Below are 13,391 nucleotides of genomic sequence, written 5' to 3' on the forward strand. Positions count from 1 at the left end.
CCTTCCGGCGCCCGCGGGCGTCAGCGGGGTCCGGGTCCCCGGTGCCCCGTGCGGGTCGGGTCCGGGTCGACCAGCTGTGCCGCCATGCCGACGAGGACGAGCCCGCCCGCGATGAGCAGCCCCTGCGACAGGGCGATCCCGCAGCCCAGGGCCGTGACGCCGAGCGCCAGCCCCCACCAGGCGCCGGTGCGCCGGTACTCCCGGGGCCGGGCGGGGCGGCCGGTCCTCAGGGCGCGGGCGAATCTGGGGTCCTCCCGCTCGAGTCGCGCGGCGAGATCGACCAGGCGTTCGTCTTCGGACCGGGGCACGGCTTCTCCTTCCCGAACCCTGCGGCGCTTGGGGGCAGGGCACGGCCGAGGACAGGGCAAGTCGTGGGGTGAGGGCCGGGTGAGGATGCGGAGGTGGACAGCCCGCCGAGACGCGGCACGGCCGGTCTCACCAGGGCTTCGGCTTCTCCCTCCTCCAGCGGCTTCCGCCATCGGGCCCATCCCTCATCCTTCCCGGCGAGCGCACCCCCCGAACGCGGGACCGTGAGACGGACGTTCGGTTCGGGGGGCGTTCGGTGCGGGGGGGCGCTCGGGGGGCGCCGAGGAAGGCGTCCCGCCCTGTCCGGTCCGGCCGGACGCCCGCTAGCGCTCGGCCGGCTCGGCGGGCCGTGGGGCGGGCGTCGTGTCGTCGGGCCGGGGCTCGACGGCGGGCGACGGGGCCGTGCGGCCCGGCAGGAGGCCTTGTCCGGCCCGGAGCGCGCGGGCGAGCAGGTGTGCGCGTCCGGCGGCGATGGGGCCGAGGACCGCGAGGACGAGGACGTACCCGGCGATGAACGGGGCGAGGCGGTCGTCGAGTCCGGCGGTGGCGGCCATGGCGGCCAGGATCAGCGCGAACTCCCCTCGGGCGACGAGCGTGGTGGCGATCTCGGCGGCGGGCTCGGTCCCGTAGCGATACACGCGGGCGACGAGGAGTCCCGCGGCGACGTTCATGACGAGGGTCAGCGCGGCCGCCGCCGCGACCGGTCCGACGACGGAGACGATGTCGCCGGGGTCGATGGAGAGCCCGAAGGCGAAGAAGAAGATCGCCGCGAAGGCGTCGCGCAGCGGATGCACCAGGTCCCGGATGCGCGGCCCGGACGGGGTGCCGGCGAGGATCAGGCCGACCATGAAGGCACCGATGGCGTCGGCCACTCCGAGGACCTCGGCGACGCCGGCCACGAGGACGGCCGCGCCGAGGAAGCTGATGACGAGCAGTTCGTCGTCACGGGTCGCGATCAGGCGCCCGACCAGCCTGGTGCCGTAGCGGGCGGCGGCGGCCAGCAGCAGGAGGAAGCCGAAGGCCTTGGCGGCCTGCAGGGCCATGTCCCCGACACCCTGGGCGCCGCTGATGACCGGCTGGAGCGCGGCGAGGTACAGCGCGAGGAAGATGTCCTCGACGACGATGACGCCCAGGATGAGGCGCGTCTCGGGACGGCCGATGCGGCCGAGGTCGATGAGGATCTTGGTGACGATGGCGGACGAGGAGATGCCGAGGACACCGGCGAGCACCAGCGCCTCCCGGACGCCCCAGCCCAGGGCGAAGCCGAATCCCAGTCCGGCGCCGACGTTGAGCAGCAGATAGAGTCCGCCCGCGGTCAGCAGGCGCCGGCCGCCGCTCTTGAGGTCGTCGAGGTGGAACTCCAGGCCCAGGTAGAACAGCAGCAGCACGAGGCCGAGTGCGGAGAGCATCTCGAAGTCGTGGGCGTCCTGGACGATGACCAGGCCCGGGGTGTGCGGGCCGAGCAGGATGCCCGCGAGCATGAACAGCGGGATCGTCGGGAGTCCGATCCTGCCGCCGAGGCGGGCGAGGAACGCGGCGGCCAGGAAGGCGCCGCCCATGGCGAGAAGGCTGTCAGCGTGTCCCACGGGTCACCGCCTTCCTCTGCGTGGCGAAGGCGGATCGTTTCTGCGCGCGAGGGTGGATGGGCTCCTCCTTGTGGGGGATGTACCGGACATCGTGCTTCTTGTCGGCGTCTGCCCGGAGTCGCGGTCGGCGTGACACGCGAAGCTCCGGCCGTTGCCACTCTCACACGCGGTCCGGCCGCCTCACCATCCGTGCCCGCACCCATTTCCGGGGTGCGGACGGGACACCCGTCCCCACCCCCGATTCCCCGTCACACGTGCCGGTGGTCGATGCCCAGCAAGCTCGCCGCCGCGCGGAAGTCGGCCGCGTGGTGGCCGACCGCGAGGGACCAGTGGTGGCCGACGCCCGTGGCGCTCCACGCGTCGACCCATTCACCGGGATCGCGGCCGAAGTCGACCCGGCTGGTGGTGTTGCCGATCTCCAGCAGCGGTCCGGGGACGACGGTGCCCTCGGAGGTGACGAACGACAGGCTGCCGTCGGCGTCCTGGCCGAGGCCGAGCAGGGTGACGGGCCCGTGCTGGACGTCGAACTCGACGCTCACGCCCCAGCCGCGTTTGCCGTGGTAGACGCCGAGTCCGCGCAGGAGCGGGTCGCGGGCGCCGACCGCGAGGTGGGCGGGTCCGTCGTGGCCCATCTCCACGACGCCGTCCTCGAAGTTCAGGGCCTGGATCTCGGTGAAGGAGCCTCCCGCGCCGATGCTCTGGGAGGCCAGCTGCGCGAGGGAGGTGCGCAGTTCGTATTCGCCGGCCGCGGGCACGCCCCGGGCGGTGAGCAGGGAGGCGCCCAGGATCATGCCGGCGCCGAGGCGCTCGTGCAGTTCGCCGTCGAGACCGCGGTGGTAGTAGGCGAGGCTGTCGAGCGCGAAGTCCTCCACCAGCCGGTCGAGGGCGACCGACACGGTCGCGCCCCAGGCGAAGTCCTCCTCCACGACGCTGTCGTCCAGGGTGAAGACCCGCCGGGCGAGCGCCATCCGCTCGCGGGTCTCCGCCTCGGTCACGCGCTCCACGCGGTGCCGCAGGTCGTCGAACTCCAGCACCTCGACGTGCGAGCCGAAGGTGGTGGACAGCAGCGTGGGATCGGTCTGCACGTCGAGCATGCCGGGGTAGACGTGTCCCATGAGTCCGTGCCGGGCGTGCCGGAGGGCGGCGCGGATGTGCGCGGCCCGGATCCACTGCTCGATGCGCCGCCAGGCGGACTCCTGCCGCAGCCAGCCCGACACCGACCGGAAGGGGATGCCGGCCCGCCGGAAGACGTTGCCGACCTCGGGGACGGGGCACTGCCCGCAGTAGGCCAGCCACGCCCCGGTGTCGAAGGAGGCGTGGTCCATCCGCTCGGTCGGCTGGAGGTCGATGACGAGGACCGGTGTGTGCGAGCGCCGGGCGATCGGCAGCACCATCGACGAGGTGAGGTACGTCGTCAGGAACAGCACGATCAGGTCGCAGTCGGCGCGGCGCAGTTCCTCGGCGGCCCGGGCTCCCTCCTGGGCGTCGGAGACGAAGCCGGCGTCGGTGACCTCCGCGTCCATTTCCCGGAAGCGCTCGGCGACGAAGGCGGCCGACTCCTTGAGTTGCGGGAGGAGGCCGGGGAACTGCGGCCAGTAGGTGCCGAGTCCGCCGGCGACCAGTCCGATCCGGGTGCGGCGCCGGGTGACCGGCGGGAGCAGGTCGTGCAGGGCGGCGGCCCGTACGGCCGTGCGGTCCGCGGTCGTTGCCATGGTCGGTGCTCCTTGTCGGGGTGGGTCCGGCGGCTCAGGTGCTGGAGACGCGCAGGTCCGCTCGGTCCGTCACGGCGCCGGCGGAGCGCGGGACCAGGACGCGGATGATGAACAGCCCCGCGAGGGCCGCCGCCGTCATGCAGGCGGTGATCGTCCAGAGCAGGACGGCCGGGCTGTGGTCGGCGAGGGCGGGCGTGAAGAACGCGGCGACGGCGAAGACGCCCCGGGACAGGGCGTAGGTGAGGCCCTGGGTGGTGCCGCGGGTGTCGGCGGGCAGCGTCAGCTGCGACCACACCTTGTAGTTCGCCTCGCCCGCGAAGGGGTGGGACAGCTGGTAGAGGACGAAGAAGACGAGCATCCCGACGAGGGCGCCCGCGGTCAGGGACGCGATGACGAAGGCGAGGACCTGCACCACCGCGGCCACGTGGAACAGCCGGTCGCGCCAGGGGGTGTCGGCGACGCGCACGAAGGCGAAGGTGAGCAGCACGCCGATGGGGATGAAGGCCAGGTTGATGCCGGTGGCGAGGCTCTGGGAGGCGTCGCTGACGGTGACGAGCAGGTAGGTGCCGAACTGGCCGAAGGTGTTGGCGCCGAGGCCCCAGGTGACGTAGAAGACGAACGTCGCGGTCATCGGCAGCAGGGCGGCGCGGGTCCAGACGTTCTTCAGCGAGACGCCGCGGGGGACGGCACCCGCCTCTTTCTCGGTGGTGTTCCGCTCGTCCTCTTCGGTGTCCAGGTCGTCGGACAACTTCAGCCGGGACCTCAGGGCCCAGGTGACGAGCGCGGCGACGGCGAGTTGCCCGGTGATGAGCCGGGCCCCGGTCATGCCGGTGGTGGACAGCACGAAGCCGAGGAAGATGGAGACGGCGATGCCCAGCATCCACATGACCTGTGTGAAGGCCACGAGTCTGCCCCGGGCCCAGGAGGGCGCGGCGTCCGAGACCACGGCCAGGGACGTCGGCAGGTCGGCGCCGGCCGCGAGGCCTGCGACGAGGACGCCGATCAGCAGCGTGATGTCGTCCGGCGCCAGCGTGATGACGACCGCGCCGAACGCGAAGCAGAAGATGTCCCAGTTGTAGACGCGGCGGCGGCCGAAGAGGTCGGCGAGCCGGCCGCCGACGAGGGACCCGACGGCGATGCAGCCGGTGACGATCGCGCTGATCGCCCCGGCCATCCATACGCCCATGTCGTAACTGTCGCGGTAGATGGCCAGGTTGACGGAGATGGCGACGATCAGCCCGGCGTCGAGGTAGGAGGCCATGCCCGACAGGGCGGCGGCCTTCCAGAGCGGTGTGGGGATGGGGCGGGTACCGGCCATGATGCGACTCCGTCGTCTGGTGACATCGCGGTTTCGGGGGGCCTGGTCGCTGCGAATATAGGGCGCGAAAAACGTTGCAACAAGACGTCGCGCAGATCTGCGTGCGGTGACGCCGTCTCCCTCTGGCCCGTTCGGGGATATGGCGTGACCGGTCCAGCTCCCCTACGGTGAAGGTGGCCTAAAAACGTTTTAGGGGAAGGACCGTGTCCGTGCTCTCCCCCGCGCTCCGGCAGCTGTTCGAGGATCCGCCCCGCGACTTCGGCCCCACTCCCCTGTGGTGGTGGTCGGGTGCGAAGGTCACCCGTGAGCGACTCGCCTGGCAGCTGCGGGCGTTCGCGGAGGGAGGCGTCCACAACCTCGTCGTGATCAACCTGGCTCCGGCCGGGCCCACGTTCGGCGCCCGGGCCGACGATCCCACGTGGTTCGGTGAGGAGTGGTGGGACCGCTTCGGCGACGCCTGCGAGATCGCCGCGGAACTCGGCTCGCGCCTGTGGTTCTACGACCAGATCGGGTTCTCCGGGGCCAATGTGCAGGGGGCTGTGACACGGCGTCACCCCGAGGCGGCCGGGCTGGCGCTGCGCTGCCGCGAGGCGCGCGTCTCCCGGGGCACGGTCGCCCTGGGGGACGCCGAGACGCCGCTCGCCGCGTACGCCCCGGCGGGGCGGCGGCTCGCGCTCGGCGGGGACGGTGCCGTCGAGGCCGCCGACGGAACCCGGGTGCGGCTCGTCACCACCGTGCCCACGGCGTTCGACTACCTGGACCCGCACGCCGTCGGCCTGCTGATGGACGCCGTCCACCACGAGTACGACCGCCGCGTGCCCGAGTACCTCGGCACCGTCATCGCGGGCAGCTTCCAGGACGAACTGCCCGGCACGAACGCCTGGAGCCACCGTTTCGCCGCCGAGTTCCGCGCCCGGCGCGGCTACGATCTGCTCGACCACCTGCCGGCCCTGTTCGGCACGGACGCAGGCCAAGCGGAGGGCGAGATCCGCGCCGACTACTACGCGGTCCGCGCCGAGTTGACCGAGGAGGCCCTGTTCCGGCCGCTCGCCGACTGGCACCGCGAGCGCGGCCTGCTGCTGGGCAGCGACCAGAGCCATCCCGCCCGCGCGGGATACCCGTCCCAGTCGACGCAGATCTACACCGACTACTTCCGGACCCACCGCTGGTACAGCGCCGCCGGCAGCGACCACCACGGCGACGCCAAGGTGCACTCCTCCATGGCCCACCTCTACGGCCACGAGCGCGTCTGGATCGAGGCGTTCCACTCCTCCGGCTGGGGCGGCACGCTGGAGGACACCTACCACTGGCTGCTGCCGTTCCTGCGCAGCGGCGCCAACCTGTACAACCCGCACGCCAGTTACTTCGGCACCGCGGGCGGCTGGTTCGAGTGGGCGCCGCCGTCCACCGACTGGCGCCAGCCCTACTGGAAGCAGTACCCGGCGTTCTCGCGAGCGGTGGCGCGGATCTGCTCGATCATGTCCTGGGGTGGCTACGCGGCCGACGTGGCGGTGCTGTACCCCACGGCCACCATGCAGGCGCTCATCCCGCTGGACGCGCCCGTCCGGCACTTCGGCGACGGCCGGCTGGGCGAGGACCACGCCGACGCGGACGAGACGCAGCGCCACTACCTGGACCTGTGCGGCACCAACAACTGGCTCGCCCCGCACGCCGGTTCGCTCGACCGGCACGGCATCTCCTTCGACGTCGTCGACGACGGCTCGGTGCAGCGCGCCGAGGCCACGGACGGCGCCCTGCGGATCAGGGACCTGGCGTACACCGCGGTGCTGCTGCCGTCGGCGAGCGTGCTGGAGGAGGAGACGGCGCGCCGGCTGGCCGAACTGCTCGACGCGGGAGGGCGGGTCGTGGTGGTGGGGCGGCCGCCCGCGACGGCCGCGGGCCGGGCCGGTGACGACTCCGTGGTGGCGGCCCTGCTGGCCCATCCCCGGCTGGAGCGGGTGCCCGACCCGGAGGCCGGTGCCCTGGCGGTCGCGGATGCGGCCGGGCACGCGACGGCCGACGTTCCGCTGCTCGTCCGGCGGAAGGGGAACGAGGCGGTGGCGCTGGTGACGGCGGCCTTTCCGGAGATCGGCGCGCATCCGCTCCGGCCCGGTGAGGCCGTCACCGCCGACACCGTGTCCGTCACCGTGCGGGCGGAGGTCGCCGAGGCCGAGGTCTGGAACCCGGCGACCGGATCCCGCGGTCCCGCCCGCGTCACCGTCGCCGACGGCGGCACGGTCTCGACCGTCGAGGTGCCGCTGGACGGCGCCCCCGCGGTCCTGGTCGTCTGGCGCGAGGGCCGGTCGGCGCCACTGCCCGCTCCCGCGAGTGAGGCCGCGGTCCGGGTGATCGACGTCTCGGCCGGGTGGCAGGGCCGTCTGGTCCCCACCCTGGACAACACCTGGGGCGACCTGGCACTGCCCGAGGGCGCGCCGGTGGACGAGCCGCAGATCTGGACCATGGAGTGGACCGAGGGCGAGGCGTGGGAGCGGATCCGGGCCACGTACGGCAACCGGGTCCGGGTCCTGCCCCCGGTGCCCGTCGATCAGGCCCCCGAGCCGCTGGACGCCCCGCGTGTGGAGCGGATCCTGGCCGGGGAGCTGCCGCTGGTGCCGCCGGAGGCGGGCTGGGAGGTCGCGGTGTACTCGGCGAGCCGCGGCATCCCGGACCAGGGCGGACTGCTGGGCACCAAGGGGCTGGTGAACGAGGAGTTCGTGCGCGTCCCCGTGCCGGTCGGCGCGACGGCGGCCCGGGTGCGTGCCCTCGTGGAGACCGATCACCGGGGACCCGCCGAGCTGCATGTCGGCGCCGAGGCCGTCAAACGGGTGTGGTGGAACGGCGAGTTGCTCGCCTCGGGAAGCGGCGGGTACGTGGCCTCGGCCCGTGTCACGGTGGCCCGGCGACGCAACGTCCTGGAGTACGAGCTGTCCGGTGCCCAGGACCGGCCCTCGACGATCTCGGCCACCGCCGGCACGCCCCTGGGCAGCTTCTTCTGCCTGTCCGAGCCGGGCGGGCTCGGGCCCCGGCCGCGGTTCATGCGCCCGCCCGAGGAAGTACGGCCGCGGGGCGGGGTCACCTATCGCGCGCGGCTCCGGGTGCCGAGCGGCGAGGCGCGGGCGGTGCTCGTCGTGGGCGCCGCCGCGGCGGTCACCGTGCTGCTCGACGGGGAGGTCGTGGCGCGGCAGGAGGAGGTGGAGTACTACGCGGCGGACTGGGGCGCCGTGCCGATGTTCTTCCGCCACGAACCGGTGCTCGGTGCGGGCGAGCACACGCTGGAGGTCGTCGCCGACGGCGCGCGGGACGCGGTCTTCGTCGATCTGGTGGTGTGTGCGGGGTCCGAGGTGACGGCCCTGGTCAGCGGCGCCGGCTGGGAGGCCGGGTCGGGCGGGTGGCGGGGGCGGACGGTCGAGGACGACCGCAGGCGGGGCGAGCTGCGGCACTGCCATGCCGTGGTGCGGCCGCATCCGCTGCCGGACACGGCCTGGCTCACGGGCCGGCCGGTGCTCGGCGGCACCGTCTGGCCGTCGCGTTCCACCGACGACGTGCACGCCGCGCCGCAGCGCTTCCGGTTCACCGTCCCCGCGGGCACGGTCTCGCTCGACCTGCCGTTGGCGCTGCCCGCGCGCGTGCGGGTCGGGGACGGCGCGGAACGGCCGTCGGACGGCCGGCGCCTGACACTGGACCAGCCGCTGCCGGCGCCGGCGTGCGTCGAGGTGGTCACCGAGCCGACGGCGGTGCTGCGGGGCGGCTCCGCCTGGCAGGGGCCGGTGCGCGTGCGGACCGTGCCGGCGCCGCTGCCCCTGGGCGACTGGCGGGAACGGGGGCTGGGGAGCTGGAGCGGGGGCGTGACGTACGCGCGGATGCTCCAAGTGCCGCCCGGGCCCGATCCCGTGCTGGATCTGGGGCGGGTGCGGGGCAGCGTGGAGGTGTCGGTCGACGGGGAGCCGGCCGGGGAGGCGTTCTGCGCGCCGTACCGCTTCCCGCTGCGCGGGGCCGGCGGGCGTACCGTCCGGGTGGAGGTGACGGTCCGGGGCACGCTGGCGCCGTATCTCGCGGAGGCCACGCCGACCGCCTGGGCCTTCGAATCCCAGCTGGAGTCGGGGCTGTCGGGGCCCGTGACGCTGCGGATTCCCGCGGCGGGCGGGTCGTTGTGATCACGCCGGGGACGCGGGGGCTCCCGTTCGGGTGGAGGCGCGCAGGACGAGGCCGGGGGCGAAGACGCGGGTTTCGTGGAGGTGGTCCGCGCGGGCCTCGATCTCGTCGAGCAGCATCTCCACGGCCGCCCGTCCGAGGTCCTCGACGGGCTGCCGGACGGTCGTGAGGGTGGTCGCGCCGAAGCTCGCGATGTCGAGGTCCCCGTAGCCGACGACCTGCACGTCCTCGGGGATGCGCACGCCGCGCTCGGTGAGGCCCCGGCACAGGCCGGCCGCGAGGAAGTCGTTGGTGCAGAACACCCCGTCGGGCAGGTCCTCCAGCCGGCGGGCGATCTCCGCGCCGTACGCGGCGGTCATCTCCTCGGCGACGACCTGGTCGAGCCGGGCCTCGCGCCTGCTCCGCACGGCCTGCCGGGCGCCCTGGTACCGGTCGGCGCACTGCCGTATGGCGCGCTCCCCGTTGACGACGAGGATGTCGCGCGCCCCGCTGTCGAGGAGGTGCTGGACGGCGATGCGGCCGCCGGCGATGTCGTCGACGGACGCCGAGCAGCCGTCGCGGTCGGGCATCGCGCGGTCGGCGAGGACGAGCGGGATGCCGCGCTCGCGCAGCCGGGCGAGTCGGCCCGGGTCGGCGCTGAGCGGCACGACGACCACGCCGACGGCCCGCTGCTCGACGAGCATGCTGAAGTAGCCCTGTTCCCGCTCCGGGGCGTCCCCGCTGTGGCAGAGGACGAGGGAGTAGCCGTGGTCGTACGCGGCGTCCGCCGCGCCCCGTGCGATGCGCGCGTAGAAGGAGTTGGTCACGTCGGGCAGCACCAGCCCGATCGCGGAGGCGCGCCCGGTGCGCAGGCCGGCGGCGCCGGGGTGGGGGACGTAGTCGAGCGCGGCGACCGCGACGCGGACGCGTTCGGCGGTCCGGGCGTTGACGCGCTCGGGCCGGTTGAGCACGTTCGACACCGTGGACACCGAGACGCCTGCGGCGGCGGCGACGTCCTGGATGCGGGCGGGGCGTGCCGGAACGGCGTCCACCCCCTCGCTGTTGCAGCCGTGCGACCAGGCACGACCGTGGCCTTCATGGGCGCCGCAAGTATAACGTGGCCGGGCGTGGAACGTTTTTCCCGCCCGGTCCCCGTGGTCTCCCGGTCAGGCGGAGGGCGCGCCGGTGAGGACTTCCACCCGGCCGGTGTCGAGCGAGTAGTAGGCGCTGACGACGGCCAGGTCGCCCTTCTTCACGAGCGGGGCGAGGTCCTTGTTGGTCCGCAGGCCGGTGGCGGTCTGGTCGATGTGGATCCGGACCATCGCGTCGACCGGGTCGGCGTGCTTCTTCCTGACGGTCTCCCGGTAGGCGGGCCGCAGGGCGTCGGAGATCGACTGGAGGTTGCCGGGCAGGGTCTTGCCGTCGCGCATCGCCTCGTAGGCCGCCTTGATCGCCCCGCAGCGCTGGTGCCCGAGGACCACGATCAGCGGGGTGCCGGACGTCATCGGCCCGTACTCCACGGAGCCGACGACCACCGGTCCCACGACCTGCCCGCCGGTGCGCATCACGAACAGGTCGCCGAGGCCGGTGTCGAAGACGAGCTCCGGCGGGACGCGGGAGTCGATGCAGGACAGGATCACGCCGTACGGGTCCTGCGCCTCGGCGACGAACTCGCGCCGCTTCGGGTCCCGGTCGGGGTGCTGGAGGTTGCCTTTCACCCACCGCCTGTTGCCGTCCATCAGCCGGGCGAAGGCCGCCCAGGGCGAGTCCGGGCGGGCGGCCGCCACGGGTGACGGCGCGGGAGTGCTCGGCGCGGCCGCGCCCTTCGAGGTGGATGCGCTGTCCGACGTCGACGAGCAGGCGGTGAGCAGAGCCGCGCCGGCGGCCAGCCCACCGGTGAGTATGGCCCTGCGCTGCGGTGTTCCGGCGGTACCCATGGCGCCGTTCCCCTTTCGGTCTCCCCGCTCACCCTGTGGAGCGGGTGATGCCACTGTCGTGGGAGGCCGGTTAGCGCCCGTACAGCGCTGGTGCAGGGCAGGAGAAGGGCTCGTCCAAAACGCGCGAGGTAGCCGGGGCCGGACGTTCGGTGATCAGCTGGGGAACCTCTCCTTCAGCCAACTGCCGTCCAGGCGGACGTGCTTGATGGTGCGGCGGTGGTGGGTGTAGGCGACGTGCAGGGTGCCGTCCGGGGTCTGGGCGAGGGAGGGGTAGGACAGCTCGCGGTTGAGGCCGTCGCGGGAGTTGTTGGTCAGGCAGTGGCCGTCGCCCGTCTCCAGGTCGTGCCTCAGGGGCCAGGTGCGGCCGTCGTCCGGGGAGAGGGCCAGGGAGAGCGGGGCCCGGGGAGCGCCCCAGAACGCGTCGCCCGTGGGGGCGGCCGGGGAGGACGTCCCGGCCACGCCGTCGTCGTCGATCTCGTCGTACAGGGACACCCTGCGGGCGACGGCGTCCGCCGCGCTGCTGTGGTTGTAGACCAGGGCGAGCCGGCCGTCGGCCAGGACGGTGTACTGGATCGAGGAGTTGTTGTTCGGCAGGTCCAGGGGGCGGGGCTCGGTCCAGGTCTCCCCGTCGTCGTGTGACACGCAGCCGTGCACGGCGTCGGCGCGGCGGCTGCGGAAGAGGGCCAGGAGACGACCGCCGGGCAGGGGGCGGATGTTCATGTGGACAAGGCCGGTGCTGCCCGGGACGGGGTGTTCGCGCCAGCTGTGACCGCCGTCGTCGCTGACCATGACGGAGCTGGTGTCCCGGTCGCCCGACCAGGCCGTGCCGGGGGTGGCGACGCACCGGAAGACGGGCAGCAGCAGGCGCCGGCTTCCCGGCACTTGGACGATCGGCTGGCGGACGAACACGCCGCCCTGCTCCCCGGCCGGGAACAGCACGCGGGTCGGGCCCCAGGTGGCGCCCTGGTCGTGGCTGACGCGCAGCCGGACCTCGGCCGTGTCCTGGTGCCCGGCGCGCTGGGCGGTGTGCAGGAGCCACAGCTCGCCCGAGGGGGCGGGGAAGAGCAGCGGGTTCTGCTCGGAGCGGGTGTCGTCGGCGGAGAGGCGGACGGGTTCGGACCAGGTGTCGGTGCCCTGGGCGAGCCGGGAGAACCACACCGAGATGTCGGCGACGCCTTCCTGGGTGCCGCCGAACCAGACGCAGCCCAGGTCGCCGCCGGGCAGGACGGTGAGGTTGGCGGCGTGGTTCTGCACGGCGGGCGCGGCCAGGTGGGTCTCGGCACGGCCGGGCTGGCCGGGGTGGGGGCGCAGGGCGCCGTCGGCGGTGGTCATCGGGGGGCTCCTGCCTGGCGGGGGACGGTCAACGGGCTGGTCCTGCCTGACGGTTGGTGGTCATGGGGCTCGTAGTGCCTCGCAGTGCTCTGCGGTCGACCGGCAGTGTGGTCATGGGGCTCGTAGTGCCTCGCAGCGCGCTGTGGTCGGCCGGCGTGTGGTCATGAGGCTCGTCCTTCCCCGGGGATGGGGTGGCGGCCTCGGTGGTCACCGGGTTCCTCCCGCCCCGAGCGTCCCCGTCATCGGCCTTCTCCCCCGGCCGCTCCCGCCTCCCGCGCCGCGCCCAGGTGGCCTGCGGCGGCCTGTTCCAGGTGGACGAGGTCGCAGGCCACGGTGGCGAAGGTGAAGCCCTCGGCCAGGCGCTTGGCCGCGGTCGCGCCGTCGCCGGTGTGGATGCCGGCGGCGATCCCGGCCCGGGCGGCCGCCGTCCGCACGGTCGCGAGCGCGGCCTCGAACTCGTCGGCGAGCGCCGGGTCGGTGGAGGTGGCTCCGCCGAGCGCGAGGCGCAGGTCGGAGGGGCCGACGTAGACGCCGTCGAGGCCGTCGGTGGCGCAGATGGCCTCGACGTCGGCCAGGCCCTCGGCGGTCTCGATCATCGCGAGGACGACGGTCTGGGCGTGCGCGTCGGCCGGGTGGGGCCCGATGCGCAGCCCCGAGCGCATCGGGCCGTAGCTGCGGCGGCCGAGCGGCGGGTAGCGCACGGCCGCCACCGCGTCGGCGGCGTCCCGCGCGGTGTCGATCAGCGGGACGATCACGCCGGCGGCGCCCGCGTCGAGCGCCTTGCCGATCGGTGACGGGTCGTTGGCCTCGACGCGGACCAGGCCGACCGCCGTCGAGCCCTTGGTGTCGATGGCGGTGAGGGAGCGCAGGACGCCCGCGTACTCCAGGAGGCCGTGCTGGGCGTCGAGGGCGACGTAGTCGTAGCCGAGGCGGGCGATGCGTTCGGTGGAGACCGGGGAGTCCAGGACGGACCAGTAGCCGACGAGCTGTTCACGGGCGCGCAGGGCGGCGGCGAAGGCGGCGGGGGTGCCGGGGGCGGCGGCGGGCATGGGGCGGGCTCCTTGGGGGT

The 13,391-nt window shown here is 73.8% G+C and carries 9 protein-coding genes; 1 reads left to right on the forward strand and 8 read right to left on the reverse strand.

Annotation, left to right across the window (positions count from 1 at the left end; genetic code table 11):
• Positions 1 to 20: 20 nt before the first annotated feature.
• From ABZ948_RS11425 to ABZ948_RS11440, 4 genes are all read right to left on the reverse strand, one after another.
• Entirely contained in the window at positions 21 to 308 is a 288-nt protein-coding gene (locus tag ABZ948_RS11425; RefSeq protein WP_359758684.1) for a DUF3040 domain-containing protein, read from the reverse strand.
• Between the two features lie 321 nt (positions 309 to 629).
• The gene (locus ABZ948_RS11430; protein WP_359758685.1) at positions 630 to 1,892 is read right to left on the reverse strand and encodes a cation:proton antiporter; all 1,263 of its coding nucleotides are present in this window, start codon (positions 1,890 to 1,892) and stop codon (positions 630 to 632) included.
• A gap of 248 nt (positions 1,893 to 2,140) precedes the next feature.
• Positions 2,141 to 3,604 carry an L-fucose/L-arabinose isomerase family protein gene (locus ABZ948_RS11435; RefSeq protein WP_359758686.1) on the reverse strand — a complete coding sequence of 488 codons (1,464 nt, stop codon included), beginning with the start codon at positions 3,602 to 3,604 and terminating at the stop codon, positions 2,141 to 2,143.
• 34 nt (positions 3,605 to 3,638) lie between these two features.
• Positions 3,639 to 4,922 carry an MFS transporter gene (locus tag ABZ948_RS11440; protein WP_359758687.1) on the reverse strand — a complete coding sequence of 428 codons (1,284 nt, stop codon included), beginning with the start codon at positions 4,920 to 4,922 and terminating at the stop codon, positions 3,639 to 3,641.
• A 209-nt stretch (positions 4,923 to 5,131) separates the two neighbouring features.
• Between ABZ948_RS11440 and ABZ948_RS11445 the strand changes: the two genes are divergently transcribed.
• The gene (locus ABZ948_RS11445; RefSeq protein ID WP_359758787.1) at positions 5,132 to 9,076 is read left to right on the forward strand and encodes a glycosyl hydrolase; all 3,945 of its coding nucleotides are present in this window, start codon (positions 5,132 to 5,134) and stop codon (positions 9,074 to 9,076) included.
• On the opposite strand, the gene ABZ948_RS11450 is transcribed toward ABZ948_RS11445, so the two are convergent.
• From ABZ948_RS11450 to ABZ948_RS11465, 4 genes are all read right to left on the reverse strand, one after another.
• The gene (locus ABZ948_RS11450) at positions 9,077 to 10,105 is read right to left on the reverse strand and encodes a LacI family DNA-binding transcriptional regulator (RefSeq protein ID WP_359758688.1); all 1,029 of its coding nucleotides are present in this window, start codon (positions 10,103 to 10,105) and stop codon (positions 9,077 to 9,079) included.
• Positions 10,106 to 10,219: 114 nt separating this feature from the next.
• Positions 10,220 to 10,990 carry a carbonic anhydrase gene (locus ABZ948_RS11455; protein ID WP_359758689.1) on the reverse strand — a complete coding sequence of 257 codons (771 nt, stop codon included), beginning with the start codon at positions 10,988 to 10,990 and terminating at the stop codon, positions 10,220 to 10,222.
• Between the two features lie 153 nt (positions 10,991 to 11,143).
• Positions 11,144 to 12,322 (reverse strand): sialidase family protein, encoded by a 1,179-nt coding sequence (locus ABZ948_RS11460; RefSeq protein ID WP_359758690.1) that lies wholly within the window; start codon positions 12,320 to 12,322, stop codon positions 11,144 to 11,146.
• A gap of 239 nt (positions 12,323 to 12,561) precedes the next feature.
• Complete coding sequence (locus ABZ948_RS11465) at positions 12,562 to 13,371, reverse strand: HpcH/HpaI aldolase family protein (protein ID WP_359758691.1); 810 nt, start codon at positions 13,369 to 13,371, stop codon at positions 12,562 to 12,564.
• Positions 13,372 to 13,391: the final 20 nt, after the last annotated feature.

The sequence above is a fragment of the Streptomyces olindensis genome, from assembly GCF_040645895.1.
In the GTDB taxonomy this organism is placed as follows: domain Bacteria; phylum Actinomycetota; class Actinomycetes; order Streptomycetales; family Streptomycetaceae; genus Streptomyces; species Streptomyces olindensis.

Excerpts from the sequence above, each read along its gene's own strand:
- ABZ948_RS11435 (WP_359758686.1), bottom strand. The coding sequence starts at position 3,604 with ATGGCAACGACCGCGGACCGCACGGCCGTACGGGCCGCCGCCCTGCAC.
- ABZ948_RS11440 (WP_359758687.1), bottom strand. The coding sequence starts at position 4,922 with ATGGCCGGTACCCGCCCCATCCCCACACCGCTCTGGAAGGCCGCCGCC.
- ABZ948_RS11455 (WP_359758689.1), bottom strand. The coding sequence starts at position 10,990 with ATGGGTACCGCCGGAACACCGCAGCGCAGGGCCATACTCACCGGTGGG.
- ABZ948_RS11460 (WP_359758690.1), bottom strand. The coding sequence starts at position 12,322 with ATGACCACCGCCGACGGCGCCCTGCGCCCCCACCCCGGCCAGCCCGGC.
- ABZ948_RS11465 (WP_359758691.1), bottom strand. The coding sequence starts at position 13,371 with ATGCCCGCCGCCGCCCCCGGCACCCCCGCCGCCTTCGCCGCCGCCCTG.